We start from the raw sequence: 19,093 nt of genomic DNA on the forward strand, positions 1-19,093 counted from the left end.
GACATGACGTGAGGGGCGCCCGGAACATACCGGGCGCCCCTCATGGTCTGCGGGAGAAGGTCAGAGCTTCTCGATCACGTAGTCGACGCACTTCGTCAGGGCCTCGATGTCCGCCGGGTCGATCGCCGGGAACATCGCGACGCGCAGCTGGTTGCGGCCGAGCTTGCGGTAGGGCTCGGTGTCGACGATGCCGTTGGCGCGCAGGACCTTGGCGACGGCGGCGGCGTCGACCTCGTCCGTGAAGTCGATCGTGCCGATGACCTGGGAGCGCTTGGCCGGGTCGGTGACGAACGGGTTCGCGAACTTGACGTCCTCGGCCCAGCCGTACAGCGTCCGCGCGGAGGTGGCGGTGCGGCGCACCGACCAGTCCAGGCCGCCCTGGCCGTTGATCCACTCCAGCTGCTCGTTGAGGAGGAACAGCGTGGCGAGGGCCGGGGTGTTGTACGTCTGGTTCTTGCGGGAGTTGTCGATCGCCGTCGGCAGCGAGAAGAACTCCGGGACGTGCCGGCCGGAGGCGTGGACGCGCTCGGCGCGCTCGATCGCGGCGGGGGAGAAGACGCCGATCCACAGGCCGCCGTCGGAGGCGAAGGACTTCTGCGGGGCGAAGTAGTAGACGTCCGTCTCGGCGATGTCGACGGGGAGGCCGCCGGCACCGGAGGTGGCGTCGACGAGCACCAGGGCGCCCTCGTCCGCGCCGGCCACGCGCTTGATCGGCATGGCGACACCGGTGGAGGTCTCGTTGTGGGTGAAGGCGTACACGTCGACGCCCGCCTCGGCGACCGGCTCGGGGTGCGTGCCCGGGTCGCTGGAGATGACGTCCGGCTCGGCCAGCCAGGGCGCGAGCTTGGCGGCCTTGGCGAACTTGGAGGAGAACTCGCCGAAGCTGAGGTGCTGTGACTTGTTCTCGATCAGGCCGTGCGTCGCGATGTCCCAGAACGCGGTGGAGCCGCCGTTGCCGAGGACCACCTCGTACCCGTCGGGGAGCTGGAACAGCTCACGGATGCCCTCGCGCACCTTGCCGACCAGGTTCTTGACGGGGGCCTGGCGGTGGGAGGTGCCGAGCAGGGACGTACCGGTGGCGGCCAGGGCGTCCAGCGCCTCCACCCGCACCTTGGAGGGGCCCGCGCCGAATCGACCGTCGGCGGGCTTGATGTCAGCAGGAATCTGGATCTCAGCCACGCTCTGGAGGTTAGCCGGTGAGGAAACCTGGGCGAAACGCGTTCCGTCGGGTGAGACGGGGTTCGTGCCGGCGTGAGACTGGTTTGCTGGACGTATGACGGATCTTGAGGCCGAGCTGCGCAAGGTCGTCCGGGGCGATGTGGGCTTCGACGTCACCTCCCGGGCACTGGCCACCATGGACGCCTCCAACTACCGCCGGGTCCCGCTCGGCGTCGTCGCCCCGCGCGACGCCGACGACGTGGCCGGCGTGCTGGAGGTGTGCCGGGCCCACCGCGTGCCGGTGGTGCCCCGGGGCGGGGGCACGTCGATCGCCGGGCAGGCGACCGGTACGGGCGTGGTGCTGGACTTCACCCGTCACATGAACCGCCTCGTGTCGCTGGATCCCGAGGCGCGTACGGCCGTCGTGCAGCCGGGGCTGGTGCTCGACCGGCTCCAGGAGGCGGCGGCCCCGCACGGGCTGCGGTTCGGCCCCGACCCCTCCACCCACAGCCGCTGCACGCTCGGCGGCATGATCGGCAACAACTCGTGCGGTTCGCACTCGGTGGCCTGGGGGACGACCGCCGACAGTGTGCGCGAACTGGACGTGATCACCGCGCCCGGGCGGCGGCTGCGGCTCGGGCGGGACTGGTCCGGCGCGCCGGAGGGCCTGCGGGAGCTGGTGGACGGCGAACTGGCCCGTTTGCGTACGGGCTTCCCGGAGCTGCCCCGCCGCATCTCCGGGTACGCGCTGGACGCCCTGCTGCCCGAGCGGGGCGCCGACGTGGCCCGCTCCTTCTGCGGCTCGGAGGGCACGCTGGGCGTGCTGACGGAGGCGGTCGTACGACTCGTCGAGGCACCACGCGCGCGTGCGCTGGCCGTGCTGGGCTACGCCGACGAGAGCGCGGCGGCGGAGGCGGCCGCCGGGCTGCTGCCGTACGGTCCGCTGACCGTGGAGGGCATGGCGGCGGACCTGGTGCCGTCCCCGGCCGCGCTGCCGCGGGGCGCGGCCTGGCTGTTCGTGGAGACCGGCGGGGAGACGGCCGGGGAGGCACGCGCGCGTGCGGAGGGGATCGTGGGGGCGGCCGATGTCGTGGACGCCCTGGTGGTGACCGACCCGGCGGGGCAGCGCGCGCTGTGGCGGATCCGGGAGGACGCGAGCGGCACGGCGACCCGGATGCCGGACGGGACGGAGGCCTGGCCCGGCTGGGAGGACTGCGCGGTGCCGCCCGCCCGGCTCGGGCCGTATCTGCGGGACTTCCGGGCGCTGCTGGCCGCCCACGGGCTGCGCGGCACGCCGTACGGGCACTTCGGGGACGGCTGCATCCACGTCCGGATCGACTTCGACCTGCTGACGGAGCCCGGCATCGCCCGGTTCCGCCGCTTCTCGGAGGAGCTCGCGGAGCTGGTGGTGACCCACGGCGGCTCGCTGTCCGGGGAGCACGGCGACGGGCAGGCGCGGGCGGAGCTGCTGCCCAGGATGTACGGGCCGGAGATGGTCGGCCTGTTCGAGCGGGCGAAGGGGATGTGGGACCCGGACGACCTCCTCAACCCCGGCATGCTGGTGCGCCCCGCGCCCCTGGACGCAGGCCTGCGCTTCTCCGTCCTCCCCCGCGAGCCCGTCGACGTCGCCTTCGGCTACCCCTCCGACGGCGGTGACTTCTCGGCGGCGGTGCGGCGCTGCGTGGGCGTCGCCAAGTGCCGCACGACCTCGGTGTCCGGCTCCGCCGTCATGTGCCCGTCCTTCCGGGCGACCGGCGAGGAGCAGCACTCCACGCGCGGGCGGGCCCGGCTGCTGCACGAGATGCTCGCCGGTGAGGTGGTGACGGACGGCTGGCGCTCCACGCAGGTGCGGGACGCCCTGGACCTGTGCCTGTCCTGCAAGGGCTGCCGGTCGGACTGCCCGGTGGAGGTGGACATGGCCACCTACAAGGCGGAGTTCCTCCACCACCACTACGCCGGCCGGCGCCGCCCGGCCGCGCACTACGCGATGGGCCGGCTGCCGGTGTGGCTCCGCGCGGTGGCCCGTACGCGCACGGCTCCGCTGGTCAACGCCCTCGCCCGGATGCGCCCCTTCGCCTGGACGGCGAAACGGCTGGGCGGCATCGCCCCCGAGCGGGAGATCCCCCGGGTGGCGACACGGACGTTCAGCCGGTGGTGGGAGCGGCGGCGGGCCTCCGTGCAGGGCGGCGACCTGGTCGTCCTGTGGCCCGACACCTTCACCGAGTACCTCTCGCCCTCCGTGGGGCGGGCCGCCGTACGGGTGCTGGAGGCGGCCGGGCTGCGGGTGGCGCTGCCGCCGACCGTGCGCCTGGCGAAACCGCCGGTGGGCGACGGCAGGACCGTCGCGCTCGACCCGCTGTCCCTGCTGCGGGGCCGGGGCCACGTCTGCTGCGGGCTGACGTACGTGTCGACGGGGCAGCTGGACCGCGCCCGAGTGGTCCTGCGCCGCACGCTCGACCTGATGGAACCGGTGCTGGAGACCGAGGCCCCGGTCGTGGTCCTGGAGCCGAGCTGTGCCGCGGCCCTGCGCACGGACGTCCCCGAGCTGCTGCACGACGATCCGCGCGCGGCCCGCCTCGCCGCCAAGGTCCGCACGTTCGCGGAGACGCTGGAACGCCACGCCCCCGACTGGACACCGCCGCGGCTCGACCGCCCGGTGGCCGGCCAGACCCACTGCCACCAGCACGCGGTGCTGGGCGACGCCGCCGACCGCCGGCTGCGCGGAGCCGCTCAGCTCACCGGCGAGCTGAGCGGCGGCTGCTGCGGCCTCGCGGGGAACTTCGGCTTCGAGAAGGGCCACTACGAGGTGTCCGCCGCATGCGCCGAGGAACAGCTCCTGCCGTCGGTACGCAACGCCCCCGACGGCACGGTCGTCCTGGCGGACGGCTTCTCCTGCCGCACGCAGCTGGAGCAGCTGGCGGGCGTACGGGGCAGGCACCTGGCGGAGGTACTGGCGGCGGCGCTGGAGGGAGAAGCAGGGAACGACCCGGAGATCGGGCGGTGAACCGGGGCGAGTGGCCGTCGCCGGACGCGCTTGAGGCGTTCGGGCCACGGGACGGGTGGACCCGAGTGTCTGAGCCGGGGGAGGGGCGGGGCCGCTCCTAGGCTCTCGGCACCAGCCACTCGAAGGAGCCCGCGCATGAGCGTCCGCGTCCAGCCGATCACCCGAGACGAGCATCTCGCGTTCGTCGCGGCCCGCCCCTCCGCCAGCCACACGCAGATCCCCTCCTGGGGCGAGGTGAAGCCCGACTGGCGGGCGGAGAGCCTCGGCTGGTTCGACGGGGCCGGGCAGCTCGTGGGCGCGGGACTGGTGCTGCTGCGCCCGCTGCCCGGGCCGAAGCTGCCCGGACTGCCGCGGTACCTGGCGTACCTGCCCGAGGGCCCGCTCATCGACTGGCACGAACCCGGCCTCGAACGCCTGCTGGAGCCGATGGTCGCCCACCTCGGCAGACGGGGTGCGTTCGCGGTGCGGATGGGCCCGCCGGTCGTGGTGCGCCGCTGGAGCGCCGAGGCGGTCAAGGCGGCGATCGCGGACCCGGCCGCCCGGCGTCTGCGCGACGTGCGGGCGACGTCGTTCGAACCGCGGGCCGGTCAGGTCGCGGACACCCTGCGCCGCATGGGCTGGCGGCAGACCGAACCCGGCGGCGAGGACGGTTTCGCCGCGGGACAGCCCCGGTACGTCTTCCAGGTGCCGCTGGCCGGACGGTCGCTGGAGGACATCCGCGGCGGCCTGAACCAGCAGTGGCGGCGCAACATCACCAAGGCGGAGAAGGCCGGCGTGAAGGTCGTGCGCGGCGGCTACGAGGACCTGCCGGCCTTCCACGAGCTGTACTGCGAGACCGCCGAGCGGGACCGTTTCGTCCCGCGCCCGCTGCCCTACTTCCAGCGCATGTGGAGCGCGCTCACCGCCGAGCACCCGGACCGTATGCGGCTCTACCTCGCCCACCACGACGGCGAGGTGCTCGCGGCCGCGACGATGCTGACCGTCGGTGACCACGTCTGGTACTCCTACGGCGCCTCCACCAGCCGGCGGCGCGAGGTCCAGCCGAGCAGTGCCGTGCAGTGGCGCATGATGACGGACGCCCATGAACTCGGCGCCGCCGTCTACGACCTGCGCGGCATCACCGACACGCTGGAGGAGTCCAGCCACCTGCTGGGCCTGCTCCGGTTCAAGGTGGGCACGGGCGGCGAGGCCGTCGAGTACCTCGGCGAGTGGGACTTCCCGATCAACCGGCTGCTGTACAAGGCGCTGAGCCTGTACCTGGCCCGCCGCTGAGAGCCCGGCCCCGGAGCCTTCCGAGACAGTGGCATAAACGGTTTACGCGCCTGGCCGAGTCCATTACTCTGGACTTCGAAGTACATCTTGATGCACGTGAGCGTGGATGAAGATGTAGGTACGCCGAGCACAGGATCGCCCGTGACCCCTCCGGACACCGCCACCACGCCCCAGTCCGCGACGACCGCCGCCGCCGGCCCACCGGCCGCGGGGCCGGGCCGGCTGGGCTCCCTCGGACCGGTGGGCCTGGTGTTCGCGGGCGGAGTCTCGGTGCAGTTCGGCGGCGCGCTGGCCGTGATGCTGATGCCGAGGGCGGGTGCCCTCGGGGTGGTGGCGTTGCGGCTGCTCGTGGCGGCGGCCGTCCTGCTGCTGGTCTGCCGGCCCCGCCTGCGCGGCCACTCGCGCGCCGACTGGAGCACGGTCGTCGTCTTCGGCATCACCATGGCCGCGATGAACGGCCTCTTCTACCAGGCCGTCGCCCGCATCCCGCTGGGCCCCGCTGTCACCCTGGAAGTCCTGGGCCCGCTCGCCCTCTCGGTGCTGGCGTCCCGCCGCGCGATCAACCTCGTCTGGGCGGCCCTCGCCCTCGCCGGCGTCTTCCTCCTCGGCGGCGGAGGCTTCAGCGGCCTCGACCCCACAGGAGCGGCCTTCGCCCTGGGCGCCGGCGCCATGTGGGCGGCCTACATCATCTTCAGCGCCCGTACGGGCCGCCGCTTCCCGCAGGCGGACGGCCTGGCCCTGGCGATGGCCGTGGGGGCGGTGCTGTTCCTGCCGCTCGGCATCGCCGAGTCGGGCACGAAGCTGCTCGACCCGGTGACGCTGGGTCTGGGCGCGGCGGTGGCCCTGCTCTCCTCGGTCCTGCCCTACACCCTCGAACTCCTCGCCCTGCGCCGCCTGCCCGCCTCCACCTTCGCGATCCTCATGAGCCTGGAACCGGCCATCGCCGCGACGGCCGGCTTCCTCCTCCTCGACCAGGCCCTCACCGCCATGGAGGCAGCCGCGATCGCCCTCGTCATCGTGGCGAGCATGGGAGCGGTACGGACCCAGGTCGGGCGCGGACGCGGCGGCGGCCGCCGGAAGACGGCGGCGCTGGAGGGCACGGGCCTGGAGGGCTAGAGCGAGCGGGAGGCGTTCACTGCGGCCGGGACGCGCGCGCCACGCGAAACCCGACGTCGTCGATCCGGAACGTCGGATGGCTGCGGCGCCGGACAGAAGCACGGCAACTCCAGTGCTCGTCGGCCCAGCCGCCGCCCCGCAGCACCCGGTAGGTGCCGTAGACCTCGGCGTCGTAGACGTCCCAGCACCACTCCCAGACATTGCCCAGCATGTCGTAGAGGCCCCACGCGTTGGGCCGCTTGCCGCCGACGGGGCGGATCCGCTCCTGTGAGGTGCCGCGATACCAGGCGATCTCGTCGAGCCGCCCGTACCGCGGCCCGCTGCCGCCGGCCCGGCAGGCGTGCTCCCACTCGGCCTCGGTCGGCAGCCGGTACCCGTCACCGGAGACGTCCCGGCCGACCGACTCCGAGTCGTCGCACAGGCGGTACACCGGCGTCAGCCCCTCCGCCCGGGACAGCGCGTTGCAGAACCGGACCGCGTCCCACCACGACACGCCCTCGACGGGCAGCCGCTCACCGTGGACGGCACTCGGCCGCTCGCCGGTGACCCGGGCGTACCAGGCCTGGGTGACCGGCACCGCCGACATCCGGAACGACGCGACGTCGACGGCCCAACTCCGCTGCGTCCGCCGGTCGGACAGCGTCACCCGCCCGGGCGGGACGGCCACCATCTCGATCCCCGTGTCCACGTCGGCGCCCATGCGAGCCACCCTAACGGCGGTGCGCTCGCCGTCGTGAAATTTCCGCGCGGGCACCGGAGTTGACCTGGTCATGACTCAAGGCCCCGCACCCCGCCCGCTGTCCGAGGAAGCCCTCTCCGACCTGCTCGGCGAGCAACAGTTCGGCACGCTCGCCACCGTCAAGCGCAACGGCCGGCCCCATCTGACCACCATGGTCTACGGCTGGGACCCCGAGGCCCGGATCGTGCGGTTCTCGACGACGGCCGACCGCGTCAAGGTCAGGCAGCTGCGGCACAATCCGCGCGCGGCGCTGCATGTGCAGGGCGGTGACGTGTGGTCGTTCGCCGTCGCGGAGGGCGAGGCGGAGGTGTCCGACGTCACGACGGTTCCCGGCGACGAGGTCGGGCGGGAGCTGCTCGGGATCATCCCGGAGCAGGCCAGGCCGCAGGACGAAGGCGCGTTCCTGGAGCAGTTGGTGGCCGAACGGCGGGTGGTCGTCCGCTTGCACGTGGACCGGCTGTACGGGACGGCACTCGACGTCGACGGCTGAGATGTGACTCCCCAGGGGTGTCCGCGCCCCCTAGCGCACCAGCACCCCCCGCACCGAGATCCCGTAATGCATCCGCAGCCGCCGCAGCTCCCACAGCCCGACCGCGGTCACCGACAGCGGGGCCCCGAGCACGAACACCGCCCGCACCGGCCCCGGCACGCCCGCGTACGCCCCGGTGAACACATCGATCAGTGCCATCTCCCAGACCAGCGTCATGGTGAGCAGCGGCGGCATGGTCTGGTGGATGTCGGCCGTGCGGAACACATGGATCAGTCCCAGGCCGATGCCCCAGAAGATGAACGGCGTCACCCACACCAGGATCAACACGATGACCACCCAAGTGACCACGGTCATCACCGGGGTGGTCGCGAATTTCCCGTCGAGGAAGCCGGTGAGCATGGTCGCCGGGAAGACGAAGACCACGGCGACGAGGGCCAGGATCGCGCCGAACGACCGCGCCGCCCGGCGCAGTAGGTCCGAGCGGGCCGACGGAGCCGTCAGGGCCGCAAGGACGCCCACGACCACCGGGAGTGTCACGGACAGCACCAGCACGCTGATCCACGACTGCGAGAACCGGTCGCTCGCCACGTCCTCGACGGAGTGGGCGACCTTGTAGGACACCGACACCCACACCACCGCGCCGAGCCCCACGAACGTGCGGACCCTCTGCATACGCGCGATGAACGGATCCTCCACGAGGTCCGGCCGGGACGGCTTGAAGACCCGGCGCGCGGTGTGGATGGGGCCGATCCGCCGCCGCAGCCGCGTGAAGGGGCCGGGCGGTGGCGCCTGCGGTGGCATCGGAGGGGGCGTATAGGGGTGCGGCACATGGGGCGGATAGCCACCGCCGGCGCCCGGTGGCTGGTGCGGGGGCCCATAGGGGCCGGGCTCGGGCGGCGGGTACGGCTGCCCGCCGTGCGGGCCGTACGGCGGCGGCTGCCCGCCCGGGTTCCAGCTGCTCATCCTTGTGTCTCCCCCGATGCCTGACCCGTGCGCGACCAAGTGAACGAGCGCGTCCCCGAGTGTATGGAGCGCGCCGCCGACGCACAGCTTCCGGCCACCGGCACATTTTCATGCAAGCACGCTTGATTGTTTCTGGCGCCGCTGCCATGCTCCTCAGCACGCCACACCGCCCTGCACCACCTCCCACACCGCCGTGCCCCGAGGGGAGCGCCCGTGTCCGATCCGACGACGTCCGTGATCGACGACCTGCGCGAGGAGAGCGAGGAACTCGACCGCCTCGTCGCCGGGTTGAGCGCACCGAGCTGGGCGCTCCCCACCCCCGCGCCCGGCTGGACCGTCACCCACCAGATCGCCCACCTGGCCTGGACGGACCGTTCGGCCCTGCTCGCCGTCACGGACGCCGACGGCTTCCAGGCCCTGGTCGAGAAGGCCCTCGCCGCACCGGGCTCCTTCGTCGACGAGGGCGCCGAGGAGGACGCCGGACTCCCGCCCGCCGAGCTGCTCGCGCGGTGGCGCGAGGGCCGTACGGCGCTGGACGAGGCGCTGCGGGCCGCCCCGCCCAAGGCGCGCTTCCCCTGGTACGGCCCACCCATGTCGGCCGCCTCCATGGCGACGGCCCGTCTGATGGAGACCTGGGCCCACGGACAGGATGTGGCCGACGCACTCGGTGTGGTGCGCCCACCCACCGACCGGCTGCGGCATGTGGCCTGGCTCGGGGTGCGGACGCGGGACTTCGCCTACGGCGTGCACGGACTGACTCCGCCCGCCGATCCCTTCCGCGTCGAACTCCGGGCCCCCTCCGGCGACTCGTGGGCGTACGGCCCCGAGGACGCCCCGCAACGCGTCACCGGGCCCGCCCTCGACTTCTGCCTCCTGGTCACCCAGCGCGCCCACCGCGCCGACCTGGCCCTGCGCGCCGAAGGCCCCGACGCCGACCGCTGGCTGGACATCGCCCAGGCCTTCGCGGGCCCGCCCGGCACCGGCCGCACCCCGAAAGAGGAGGCGCCGTGACCCTCCGCATCGGCAACGCCTCCGGCTTCTACGGCGACCGCTTCGACGCCATGCGCGAGATGCTCACCGGCGGCGACCTGGACGTCCTCACCGGCGACTACCTCGCCGAGCTGACGATGCTCATCCTCGGCCGGGACCGGCTGAAGGACCCGGGCGCCGGATACGCCCGTACGTTCCTGCGCCAGTTGGAGGACTGCCTGGGGCTCGCCCACGAGCGGGGCGTGCGGATCGTCACCAACGCCGGCGGGCTCAACCCGGCCGGACTCGCCGACGCCGTACGGGCGTTGGCCGACCGGCTCGACATCCCCGTGCGCGTCGCACATGTGGAGGGCGACGACCTCACCGCCGCCCACCCCGGCAGCCTCGCCGCCCACGCCTACCTCGGCGGCTTCGGGATCGCGGCCTGTCTGCGGGCCGGCGCCGACGTCGTCGTCACCGGGCGGGTGACGGACGCGGCACTCGTCAGCGGGCCGGCCGCCGCCCACTTCGGGTGGCAGGAGACGGACCACGACCGGCTGGCCGGGGCCGTCGTCGCCGGGCACGTGCTGGAATGCGGGGCGCAGGCCACCGGCGGCAACTACGCCTTCTTCCGCGACGGCGACGTCCGCCGGCCCGGCTTCCCGCTCGCCGAGCTCCACGACGACGGCAGCTGCGTCATCACCAAGCACCCCGGCACCGGCGGCTTCGTCGACATCGGCACCGTCACCGCCCAGTTGCTGTACGAGACGGCCGGGGCCCGGTACGCGGGGCCGGACGTCACCGCCCGGCTCGACACCGTGCGGCTCGGCCAGGACGGGCCCGACCGGGTGCGGATCGAGGGCGTGCGCGGGGAGGCGCCGCCGCCCACCCTCAAGGTCGGGCTGAACAAGCTCGGCGGCTTCCGCAACGAGGTCGTCTTCGTGCTCACCGGCCTCGACATCGAGGCCAAGGCCGCCCTGGTGCGGGAGCAGATGGAACCGGCCCTCGGGAAGGCCGCCGATGTGCGCTGGGAGCTGGTCCGCACCGACCGGGCCGACGCCCCGAGTGAGGAGACGGCGAGCGCGCTGTTGCGGCTCGTCGTACGGGACCCCGACCAGGAGGTCGTCGGTCGGGCCCTGAGCGGGGCCGCCGTGGAGCTGGCGCTCGCCAGTTACCCCGGCTTCCATGTGCTGGCACCCCCCGAAAAGGGCGCGCCGTATGGAGTCTTCGAGGATGTGTACGTCCCCCATGGGGCCGTCGACCACGTGGCCGTCCTCCACGACGGGCGCCGGGTCCCCGTGCCGCCGGCCCACGACACCGCCGTACTCGACGAGGTGCCGGAACCGCCCCTGCCGGAGCCGCTGCCGCCCGGGCCCACCCGGCGCGCCCCGCTCGGCCTCGTCGCGGGCGCCCGCAGCGGCGACAAGGGCGGCAACGCCAACGTCGGTGTGTGGGCCCGCACGGACGACGCCTGGCGCTGGCTCGCGCACGAGCTGACAACCGACCGGTTCCGGGAGCTGATCCCCGAGAGCCGGCCGCTGAAGGTCACCCGGTACGTCCTGCCCAACCTCCGCGCTCTCAACTTCGTCGTCGAAGGGATCCTCGGCGCGGGCGTCGCCGACCGGCACCGCTTCGACCCGCAGGCCAAGGCCCTCGGCGAATGGCTGCGCTCCCGCCACCTGGACATACCGGAGGCTCTGCTGTGACCGTCCTGACCTCCGCGCTCGATCCGAGCGGCCCCGAGTATCGGGCCCACCGCGAGACGATGCTCGCCAAGCTCGCCGAACTCGACGCCGAGCACGCCAAGGCCCTCGCGGGCGGCGGCGAGAAGTACGTCGCACGACACCGGAAGCGGGGCAAACTCCTCGCCCGCGAACGGATCGAGCTGCTCCTCGACCCCGACACGCCCTTCCTGGAGCTGTCCCCGCTGGCCGCCTGGGGCAGCGATTACACCGTCGGCGCCTCCCTCGTCACCGGCATCGGTGTCGTCGAGGGCGTGGAGTGCCTGATCACGGCCAACGACCCGACCGTGCGCGGGGGCGCGAGCAACCCGTGGTCGCTGAAGAAGGCCCTGCGCGCGAACGACATCGCGCTCACCAACCGGCTGCCCTGCATCAGCCTGGTGGAGTCCGGCGGCGCCGACCTGCCGTCGCAGAAGGAGATCTTCATCCCCGGGGGCGCCATCTTCCGGGACCTGACCCGGCTGTCCGCCGCCGGCATCCCCACCCTCGCGGTCGTCTTCGGCAACTCCACGGCCGGAGGCGCCTACATCCCCGGCATGTCCGACCACGTGATCATGGTCAAGGAGCGGGCGAAGGTGTTCCTCGGCGGTCCGCCGCTGGTGAAGATGGCCACGGGGGAGGAGAGCGACGACGAGTCCCTGGGCGGCGCCGGGATGCACGCGCGCGTGTCGGGCCTCGCCGACCACTTCGCCGTCGACGAGCAGGACGCGCTCCGGCAGGCCCGCCGCGTGGTCGCCCGCCTCAACCACCGCAAGGCCTACGGCGACCCGGGCCCGGCCGAGCCCCCCAAGTACGACGCCGACGAACTCCTCGGCATCGTCCCCGGCGACCTCAAGAGCCCCTTCGACCCGCGCGAGGTCATCGCCCGCATCGTCGACGCCTCCGACTTCGACGAGTTCAAACCGCTGTACGGGACGAGCCTGACCACCGGCTGGGCCGCGCTCCACGGCTATCCGATCGGCATCCTGGCCAATGCCCAAGGCGTCCTCTTCAGCGAGGAGTCCCAGAAGGCCGCCCAGTTCATCCAGCTCGCCAACCAGCGCGACATCCCACTGCTCTTCCTGCACAACACCACCGGCTACATGGTCGGCAAGGAGTACGAGCAGGGCGGCATCATCAAACACGGCGCGATGATGATCAACGCGGTCAGCAACAGCCGCGTCCCGCACCTCTCGGTCCTCATGGGCGCCTCCTACGGCGCCGGCCACTACGGCATGTGCGGCCGGGCCTACGACCCGCGTTTCCTCTTCGCCTGGCCCAGCGCCAAGTCGGCCGTGATGGGCCCGCAGCAGCTCGCGGGCGTGCTGTCGATCGTCGCCCGCCAGTCGGCGGCGGCGAAGGGCCAGCCGTACGACGAGGAGGCGGACGCCGCCCTGCGCGCCATGGTGGAGCAGCAGATCGAGTCCGAGTCGTTGCCGATGTTCCTGTCCGGGCGGCTGTACGACGACGGCGTCATCGACCCGCGCGACACCCGCACCGTCCTCGGCCTGTGCCTGTCGGCCATCCACACCGCCCCCTACGAGGGCGCGCGCGGCGGCTTCGGCGTCTTCCGGATGTGAGGAACCTTCAGTGATCACTTCTGTGCTCGTCGCCAACCGGGGCGAGATAGCCTGCCGCGTCTTCCGCACCTGCCGCGAGCTCGGCATCCGCACGGTCGCCGTGCACTCGGACGCCGACGAGAACGCCCTCCACGTGCGCGTGGCCGACACGGCCGTACGGCTTCCCGGCGCCGCGCCCGCCGACACCTACCTGCGCGGCGACCTGATCGTGAGGGCCGCCCTCGCGTCCGGAGCGGACGCCGTGCACCCCGGCTACGGCTTCCTCTCCGAGAACGCCGGCTTCGCCCGGGCCGTGCTGGACGCGGGCCTGGTCTGGATCGGCCCGCCCCCGGACGCCATCGAGGCGATGGCGTCCAAGACCCGCGCCAAGCGGCTCATGGGACTCAAGCCCCTCACCGACGTCACCGAGGCCGACCTCCCGGTCCTGGTGAAGGCGGCGGCGGGCGGCGGAGGCCGCGGCATGCGCGTCGTACGGCACCTGGCGGACCTGGACGCCGAGCTGGCCGCCGCGCGGGCCGAAGCGGAGAGCACCTTCGGCGACGGCGAGGTCTTCGTCGAGCCGTACGTGGAGAACGGCCGCCACGTCGAGGTCCAGATCCTCGCCGACACCCACGGCACCGTCTGGCCGCTCGGCACCCGCGACTGCTCCCTCCAGCGCCGCCACCAGAAGGTCGTCGAGGAGGCCCCGGCACCCGGACTCTCCGAGGAACTCCAGGAGGAGGTGAGCGCCCTCGCGGTACGGGCCGCCCGAGCCGTCGACTACGTGGGGGCCGGCACGGTCGAGTTCCTCGTCGCCGACGGCAGGGCCCACTTCCTGGAGATGAACACCCGCCTCCAGGTCGAACACCCCGTGACGGAAGCCGTGTTCGGCCTCGACCTGGTCGCCGAACAGATCCGCGTCGCCGAGGGCCGCCCCCTCGACACCACCCCGCCACGCGCGCGTGGCCACGCCGTGGAGGCCCGCCTCTACGCCGAGGACCCGTCCCGCGACTGGTCCCCCCAGACCGGCCGCCTGCACCGCCTCGCCCTGCCCGACGGCATCCGCCTCGACACCGGCTACACCGACGGCGACGACATCGGCGTCCACTACGACCCCATGCTCGCCAAGGCCGTGGCCCACGCCCCCACGCGCCCGGAGGCCGTCCGCAAGCTCGCCTCCGCCCTGGAACGGGCCGTGATCCACGGCCCCGTCACCAACCGCGACCTCCTGGTCCGCTCCCTGCGCCACCCGGAGTTCACCGCGGCCCGCATGGACACCGGCTTCTACGACCGCCACCTGCCGGACCTGACCGCCCCGTCCCCCGACCCGCACGCCCCCCTGGCCGCCGCCCTCGCCGACGCCCACGGCCGCTCCCGCTTCGGCGGCTGGCGCAACGTCCCCTCACAGCCGCAGACCAAGCGGTACGCCATGGCCGGGCAGGAACACGAGGTCCACTACCGGCACACGCGCACGGGCCTGGAAGCGGACGGCGTACGGGTGGTACACGCCGACGCGCACCTCGTGGTTCTGGAAGTCGGCGGCGTACAACGCAAGTTCGAGGTGGCCCGCTACGGCGACCGGATCCACGTCAACACCACCGCCCTGACGGCCCTGCCCCGCTTCCCCGACCCGACGACCCAACACGCCCCCGGCTCCCTCCTGGCCCCCATGCCGGGCACGGTCGTCCGAGTGGCCGACGGCGTCACCCAGGGAACACCCGTGAAGGCCGGAGACCCCCTCCTCTGGCTGGAGGCGATGAAGATGCAGCACAAGATCACGGCCCCGGCCACGGGAACGCTGAGTGAGTGGTGCGTCGTCCCCGGACAACAGGTCGAGCCGGGCGCACTACTGGCGGTGGTGACGGAGACCCCTTAGGGGCGCGGGGAACTGCGCGACCAGCCACGACGAAGGAGTCACATGCCCACGAGCGAAACCGACGAGCACAAGGCCCTCCGATCGGCCGTCGCCGCACTCGGCAAACGCCACGGCCGCGCCTTCGAACGCGAAGCGCTCTGGTCCGAGGCGGCCAAGCTCGGCTACCTCGGCGTCAACCTGCCGGAGACATACGGCGGTGGAGGCGGCGGCATCTCCGAACTCTCCATCGTCCTCGAAGAACTCGGCGCAGCAGGCTGCCCCCTCCTCATGCTGGTCGTCTCACCAGCCATCTGCGGCACGGTCATAGCCCGCTTCGGTACAGCCGCCCAGAAACAACACTGGCTCCCCGCCCTGGCCGACGGCTCCCGTCTCATGGCCTTCGGCATCACCGAACCCGACGCCGGCTCCAACAGCCACCGCATCACGACCACGGCACGAAAAGACGGCAGCGACTGGATCCTCACCGGCCGCAAGGTCTTCATCTCCGGCGTCGACCTCGCGGACGCGACCCTCATCGTCGGCCGCACGGCGGACGCCCGCACCGGCCGCCTCAAGCCCTGCCTCTTCATCGTCCCGCGCGACGCCCCCGGCTTCACCCGCCGCCCCATCGACATGGAACTCAACGCCGCCGAGAAGCAGTTCGAGCTGACACTGGACGACGTACGGCTCCCCGCCGACGCACTCGTCGGCGACGAGGACGCAGGTCTCCTCCAGCTCTTCGCCGGCCTCAACCCCGAGCGCATCATGACGGCCGCCTTCGCGGTCGGCATGGGCCGCTACGCCCTCGCGAAGGCCGTCGAGTACGCCCGCGACCGGCAGGTCTGGGACACCCCCATCGGCGCCCACCAGGCCATCGCCCACCCCCTGGCCCAGGCGCACATCGACCTCGAACTCGCGCGCCTGATGATGCAGAAGGCGGCCCGTCTCTACGACGCCGGCGACGACATGGGCGCGGGCGAGGCCGCCAACATGGCGAAGTACGCGGCAGGGGAGGCCTGCGTGAAGGCCGTGGACCAGGCGGTGCACACCCTCGGCGGCAACGGCCTCACCCGCGAGTTCGGTCTCGCCTCGCTGATAACGGCCGCGCGCGTGGCTCGAATCGCGCCGGTGAGCCGGGAGATGATTCTCAACTACGTCTCCCACCAGACCCTGGGCCTGCCCAAGTCGTACTGAGACGGCCCGCGCGCGAGGAGGAACCATGTTCCGCAGCGAGTACGCAGACGTTCCGCCCGTCGACCTGCCCATCCACGACGCCGTCCTGGCCCGGGCCGCGGAGTTCGGCGACATCCCGGCGCTGATCGACGGTACCGACGGCACCACCCTCTCGTACGAGCAGGTGGACCGGTTCCACCGGCGCGTCGCCGCCGCCCTCGCCGAGGCCGGGGTGCGCAAGGGCGACGTCCTCGCCCTGCACAGCCCCAACACCATCGCCTTCCCGACCGCCTTCTACGCCGCCACGCGCGCGGGCGCCACCGTCACCACCGTGCACCCGCTCGCGACCGCCCAGGAGTTCGCCAAGCAGCTGACGGACTCGGCGGCCCGCTGGATCATCACCGTCTCACCGCTGCTGGACATCGCCCGCCGGGCCGCCGAACTCGCGGGCGGCGTACACGAGATCTTCGTCTGCGACAGCGCGACCGGACACCGCTCCCTGATCGACATGCTGGCCTGTGCCGCCCCCGAGCCGCAGGTCGCCATCGATCCCGCGCAGGACGTGGCGGCCCTGCCGTACTCCTCCGGGACCACCGGCACGCCCAAGGGCGTGATGCTCACCCACCGGCAGATCGCCACCAACCTCGCCCAGCTCCACCCGGCGATACCCGCCGGCCCCGGAGACCGCGTCCTGGCGGTTCTGCCCTTCTTCCACATCTACGGCCTCACGGCCCTGATGAACGCACCGCTGAGGCAGGGCGCCACCGTGGTCGTCCTGCCGCGCTTCGACCTGGAGCAGTTCCTCGCGGCCGTCCAGAACCACCGCATCACCGCCCTGTACGTGGCCCCGCCGATCGTGCTGGCCCTCGCCAAGCACCCGGCCGTCGCGCAGTACGACCTGTCGTCGCTGAAGTACATCATCAGCGCCGCCGCACCCCTGGACGCCCGCCTCGCCGCCGCCTGCTCCGAGCGGCTGGGCCTGCCGCCCATCGGCCAGGCCTACGGCATGACGGAACTGTCGCCCGGCACGCACGTCGTCCCCCTGGACGCGATGAACGACGCGCCGCCCGGCACCGTCGGCAAGCTCATCGCCGGCACCGACATGCGCATCGTCTCCCTCGACGACCCCGACAAGGACCTCCCCGTCGGCGAGTCCGGCGAGATCCTCATCCGCGGCCCCCAGGTCATGAAGGGCTACCTCGGCCGCCCCGACGCCACGACCGCGATGATCGACCCCGATGGCTGGCTGCACACCGGCGACGTGGGGCACGTGGACGAGGGCGGCTGGCTGTTCGTCGTCGACCGCGTCAAGGAACTCATCAAGTACAAGGGCTTCCAGGTGGCCCCCGCCGAGCTGGAGGCGCTGCTGCTCACCCACCCGGGCATCACCGACGCCGCCGTCATCGGCGTGTACGACGACGACGGCAACGAGATCCCGCACGCGTACGTGGTCCGCCGGCCGTACCACACCGACCTGTCCGAGGCGGAGATCATGATGTACGTCGCCGAGCGCGTGGCCCCCTACAAGCGGATCCGGCACGTCACCTTCATCGACGGCGTCCCCCGGGCGGCCTCCGGCAAAGTACTCCGCCGACAGCTCAGGGAGCGGGCATGACCCTGATCGGCCGGGCACGCGCGCGTGCCGTGGAAACCCTCACCCTCGACTCACCCCACACCCGCAACGCCCTGTCGGCCGCCCTCGTCGGCGAACTGGCCGAGGCGCTCGCGGACGCCGGCCGGGACCCCGGCGTCCGCGCGGTCGTCCTCACCCACACCGGCAACACCTTCAGCGCCGGCGCGGACCTCAAGGACCCGCCGCCCCCCGAGGCGCTGGTCGCCCTGCTCCGCCGGATCATCGACCTGCCCAAGCCGGTCGTCGCCCGGGTCACCGGCCACGTCCGCGCGGGCGGTCTCGGCCTGCTGGCCGCCTGCGACATCGCGGCCGCCTCCACCGAGGCCACCTTCGCCTTCACGGAGGTCCGCATCGGCGTCGCCCCGGCGGTCATCTCCCTGCCGCTGCTGCCGCGCACCGACCCGCGCGCCCTGTCCCGCTACTACCTCACCGGCGAACGCTTCGGTGCCGCCGAGGCCACCGCGACCGGCCTGCTCACCACCCACGCCGACGACGTCGACACCGCACTGGCCCCCATCCTCGACGGCCTGCGCAGATCCGCCCCCGACGCCCTGGCCGAGACGAAACGGCTGCTCACGGCTAGGGTGCTGGAAGCCTTCGACCGGGACGCGGCCGTCCTGACCGCGCTCTCGGCCCGGCTGTTCTCCTCCCCGCAGGCCCGCGAGGGGATGACGGCCTTCCTCGAACGACGGGATCCGGCATGGGTGGTGTGAGGACATGGGCGGTGTGAGCACGGCCGACCGCGCGGAGAGAGACCGTGCGGAGCGAGTCCCCAAGCAGGACCGCAGCCGGGCCACCCGGCAGCGGCTCCTGGAAGCGGCCGTGTCCTGCCTCGCCGAACACGGCTGGGCCGGATCCACCGTCTCCGTCGTCGCCGAACGCGCCGGCGTCTCGCGCGGCGCCGCCCAGCACCACTTCCCGACCCGCGAGGACCTCTTCACGGCGGCCGTCGAGTACGTCGCCGAGGAACGCTCCACGGCCCTGCGCGCCCTGTTCCCCGAGGGCGCGGCCGGAGACCGGCACGCGGTCGTCGCGGCCCTGGTCGACCTCTACACCGGACCGCTGTTCCGCGCGGCCCTCCACCTCTGGGTGGCCGCCTCCAACGAGGACCAGCTCCGCGCCCGCGTCACCGAACTCGAATCCCGCGTGGGCCGCGAGACCCACCGCATAGCCGTCGACCTGCTGTCCGCCGACGAATCCGTCCCCGGCGTCCGCGAAACCGTCCAGGGCCTCCTCGACATGGCCCGCGGCCTGGGCCTGGCCAACCTCCTCACGGACGACGAGGCCCGCCGGGAACGGGTGGTCGAGCAGTGGGCGGGGCTGCTGGAGCAGGCGCTGGGCGGCCGCTAGGGCCTGTCGTTTGGATCACGCCGCAGACGCGGGGTCTGGCACGCGCATCTGCGGCGTTGTCGTCGGTTGCCGATGCTCCGCATCGACGCCC

Annotated in this window: 15 protein-coding genes; 12 read left to right on the forward strand and 3 right to left on the reverse strand. The window is 72.8% G+C overall.

The window, feature by feature from the left end:
* Positions 1-60 precede the first annotated feature (60 nt).
* Positions 61-1,179, reverse strand: a complete 1,119-nt coding sequence (gene serC / locus ABZ192_RS22965; protein WP_029180894.1) for a phosphoserine transaminase — start codon at positions 1,177-1,179, stop codon at positions 61-63.
* A gap of 94 nt (positions 1,180-1,273) precedes the next feature.
* Between serC and ABZ192_RS22970 the strand changes: the two genes are divergently transcribed.
* The 3 genes from ABZ192_RS22970 (at position 1,274) to ABZ192_RS22980 (ending at position 6,550) form a co-directional block, all read left to right on the forward strand.
* Entirely contained in the window at positions 1,274-4,162 is a 2,889-nt protein-coding gene (locus ABZ192_RS22970; RefSeq protein ID WP_356926313.1) for an FAD-binding and (Fe-S)-binding domain-containing protein, read from the forward strand.
* Positions 4,163-4,297: 135 nt separating this feature from the next.
* Positions 4,298-5,434, forward strand: a complete 1,137-nt coding sequence (locus ABZ192_RS22975) for a peptidoglycan bridge formation glycyltransferase FemA/FemB family protein (protein WP_356926314.1) — start codon at positions 4,298-4,300, stop codon at positions 5,432-5,434.
* A gap of 141 nt (positions 5,435-5,575) precedes the next feature.
* On the forward strand, positions 5,576-6,550 hold the full coding sequence (locus tag ABZ192_RS22980) for an EamA family transporter (protein ID WP_356926315.1): 975 nt from the start codon (positions 5,576-5,578) through the stop codon (positions 6,548-6,550).
* A gap of 16 nt (positions 6,551-6,566) precedes the next feature.
* Here the strand turns inward: ABZ192_RS22980 and ABZ192_RS22985 are convergent, their stop codons facing one another.
* Positions 6,567-7,250 (reverse strand): SUMF1/EgtB/PvdO family nonheme iron enzyme, encoded by a 684-nt coding sequence (locus tag ABZ192_RS22985; RefSeq protein ID WP_356926316.1) that lies wholly within the window; start codon positions 7,248-7,250, stop codon positions 6,567-6,569.
* 70 nt (positions 7,251-7,320) lie between these two features.
* Here ABZ192_RS22985 and ABZ192_RS22990 point away from each other — a divergent pair, with 70 nt between their 5' ends.
* Entirely contained in the window at positions 7,321-7,779 is a 459-nt protein-coding gene (locus tag ABZ192_RS22990) for a PPOX class F420-dependent oxidoreductase (RefSeq protein ID WP_356926317.1), read from the forward strand.
* Positions 7,780-7,809: 30 nt separating this feature from the next.
* Here ABZ192_RS22990 and ABZ192_RS22995 read toward each other — a convergent pair whose 3' ends face one another.
* Positions 7,810-8,742: a hypothetical protein gene (locus tag ABZ192_RS22995; protein WP_356926318.1), complete on the reverse strand. Its 933-nt coding sequence runs from the start codon at positions 8,740-8,742 to the stop codon at positions 7,810-7,812.
* 213 nt (positions 8,743-8,955) lie between these two features.
* Between ABZ192_RS22995 and ABZ192_RS23000 the strand changes: the two genes are divergently transcribed.
* Genes ABZ192_RS23000 through ABZ192_RS23035 form a run of 8 tightly spaced genes read left to right on the forward strand, consistent with a single transcriptional unit; the run spans position 8,956 to position 19,002 of the window.
* Positions 8,956-9,753, forward strand: coding sequence for a TIGR03084 family metal-binding protein (locus tag ABZ192_RS23000; RefSeq protein ID WP_356926319.1), 798 nt, complete (start codon positions 8,956-8,958; stop codon positions 9,751-9,753).
* Positions 9,750-11,417: an acyclic terpene utilization AtuA family protein gene (locus tag ABZ192_RS23005; RefSeq protein WP_356926320.1), complete on the forward strand. Its 1,668-nt coding sequence runs from the start codon at positions 9,750-9,752 to the stop codon at positions 11,415-11,417. Before ABZ192_RS23000 ends, ABZ192_RS23005 begins: the two co-directional genes overlap by 4 nt.
* Positions 11,414-13,012 (forward strand): carboxyl transferase domain-containing protein, encoded by a 1,599-nt coding sequence (locus ABZ192_RS23010; protein ID WP_356926321.1) that lies wholly within the window; start codon positions 11,414-11,416, stop codon positions 13,010-13,012. The genes ABZ192_RS23005 and ABZ192_RS23010 overlap by 4 nt, the downstream gene beginning before the upstream one ends.
* Positions 13,013-13,022: 10 nt before the next feature.
* Positions 13,023-14,867 carry a biotin carboxylase N-terminal domain-containing protein gene (locus tag ABZ192_RS23015; protein ID WP_356926322.1) on the forward strand — a complete coding sequence of 615 codons (1,845 nt, stop codon included), beginning with the start codon at positions 13,023-13,025 and terminating at the stop codon, positions 14,865-14,867.
* A gap of 42 nt (positions 14,868-14,909) precedes the next feature.
* Positions 14,910-16,040 (forward strand): acyl-CoA dehydrogenase family protein, encoded by a 1,131-nt coding sequence (locus ABZ192_RS23020; protein WP_356926323.1) that lies wholly within the window; start codon positions 14,910-14,912, stop codon positions 16,038-16,040.
* A 25-nt stretch (positions 16,041-16,065) separates the two neighbouring features.
* The gene (locus ABZ192_RS23025) at positions 16,066-17,634 is read left to right on the forward strand and encodes a 4-coumarate--CoA ligase family protein (RefSeq protein ID WP_356926324.1); all 1,569 of its coding nucleotides are present in this window, start codon (positions 16,066-16,068) and stop codon (positions 17,632-17,634) included.
* Positions 17,631-18,365, forward strand: a complete 735-nt coding sequence (locus tag ABZ192_RS23030) for an enoyl-CoA hydratase family protein (protein WP_356926325.1) — start codon at positions 17,631-17,633, stop codon at positions 18,363-18,365. Before ABZ192_RS23025 ends, ABZ192_RS23030 begins: the two co-directional genes overlap by 4 nt.
* Before the next feature lie 4 nt (positions 18,366-18,369).
* The gene (locus ABZ192_RS23035; RefSeq protein WP_356926326.1) at positions 18,370-19,002 is read left to right on the forward strand and encodes a TetR/AcrR family transcriptional regulator; all 633 of its coding nucleotides are present in this window, start codon (positions 18,370-18,372) and stop codon (positions 19,000-19,002) included.
* Positions 19,003-19,093 lie beyond the last annotated feature (91 nt).

This window comes from Streptomyces sp. NPDC006235, assembly GCF_040613735.1.
Classification (GTDB): domain Bacteria; phylum Actinomycetota; class Actinomycetes; order Streptomycetales; family Streptomycetaceae; genus Streptomyces.

Coding starts and splice junctions, on each gene's coding strand:
- ABZ192_RS23020 (WP_356926323.1), top strand. CDS start 14,910: ATGCCCACGAGCGAAACCGACGAGCACAAGGCCCTCCGATCGGCCGTC.
- ABZ192_RS22995 (WP_356926318.1), bottom strand. CDS start 8,742: ATGAGCAGCTGGAACCCGGGCGGGCAGCCGCCGCCGTACGGCCCGCAC.
- ABZ192_RS22990 (WP_356926317.1), top strand. CDS start 7,321: ATGACTCAAGGCCCCGCACCCCGCCCGCTGTCCGAGGAAGCCCTCTCC.
- ABZ192_RS22985 (WP_356926316.1), bottom strand. CDS start 7,250: ATGGGCGCCGACGTGGACACGGGGATCGAGATGGTGGCCGTCCCGCCC.
- ABZ192_RS23030 (WP_356926325.1), top strand. CDS start 17,631: ATGACCCTGATCGGCCGGGCACGCGCGCGTGCCGTGGAAACCCTCACC.
- ABZ192_RS22975 (WP_356926314.1), top strand. CDS start 4,298: ATGAGCGTCCGCGTCCAGCCGATCACCCGAGACGAGCATCTCGCGTTC.
- ABZ192_RS22970 (WP_356926313.1), top strand. CDS start 1,274: ATGACGGATCTTGAGGCCGAGCTGCGCAAGGTCGTCCGGGGCGATGTG.
- ABZ192_RS23025 (WP_356926324.1), top strand. CDS start 16,066: ATGTTCCGCAGCGAGTACGCAGACGTTCCGCCCGTCGACCTGCCCATC.
- ABZ192_RS23035 (WP_356926326.1), top strand. CDS start 18,370: ATGGGCGGTGTGAGCACGGCCGACCGCGCGGAGAGAGACCGTGCGGAG.